A 688-nucleotide genomic window follows, 5' to 3' on the forward strand; every position below is an offset into this window, starting at 1 on the left:
GCGGCCTGGCTAACATGGATATGGAGGACCCGTACGATAACATGTTTAACTCACTGTTGAGTGTCGGGGCATCCGCTGTTGGGCAGTACGCCGGTAACGCTGCGTCGTCTACTGATTCTGGTAGCTCAACACCCGGAAGTGGTGCAGCGGCTACTCAGAACATGGCGTCCTCCTATGATTTATGGGGGAGTAAAGGTAACAGCTCAGTTCATACCTGGTAACTTAAGAGGAATGTCAAATGCCTGTGATTCAACCCAGTAGACAGGGGTTAAATATCGGGGGAGTGCAACTGCAGTCCAACGATGTTAGCTTACCGTCAACGGTAAGTGAGGTGTCTGTTGATACCTCCAAAGCAAAACGCCTAGCTGCCCTGTCCGGGTTCGTGCAGGACTTCGGCGTAGGGTTTGACGAAGCAGTAAAAGAAAACGCCGCAGCCGCCACCGTGCGCGGCGCTATGGATGCTCAGGGCGCAGTAGATGCAATGGCTTCCAAAGATGAGGCTGTACAGAAGCAGAACATCTTCGTACGCGAAGCCTACCAGGATGGTTACGTATCCGCCGCCGCATACGACTCTCTAGCCAAATGGCGCACGGATAGCATCGCACGAGCTAAGAAAGCTGCTGAGTCTGGTCTGACTGACGAAGAGTTCCAGCAGCAAGAGCAAGAGCACGTACAGTCAATGGCAGAC

General features: G+C 53.3%; 1 protein-coding gene. It reads left to right on the forward strand.

Annotation, left to right across the window (positions count from 1 at the left end; genetic code table 11):
* Window positions 1–238: 238 nt before the first annotated feature.
* The coding region (locus ACNOHI_RS24915; protein ID WP_420477417.1) for a hypothetical protein at window positions 239–688 on the forward strand (450 nt) is incomplete at its 3' end.

The sequence above is a fragment of the Noviherbaspirillum sp. ST9 genome, from assembly GCF_048799745.1.
GTDB lineage: Bacteria > Pseudomonadota > Gammaproteobacteria > Burkholderiales > Burkholderiaceae_D > Noviherbaspirillum.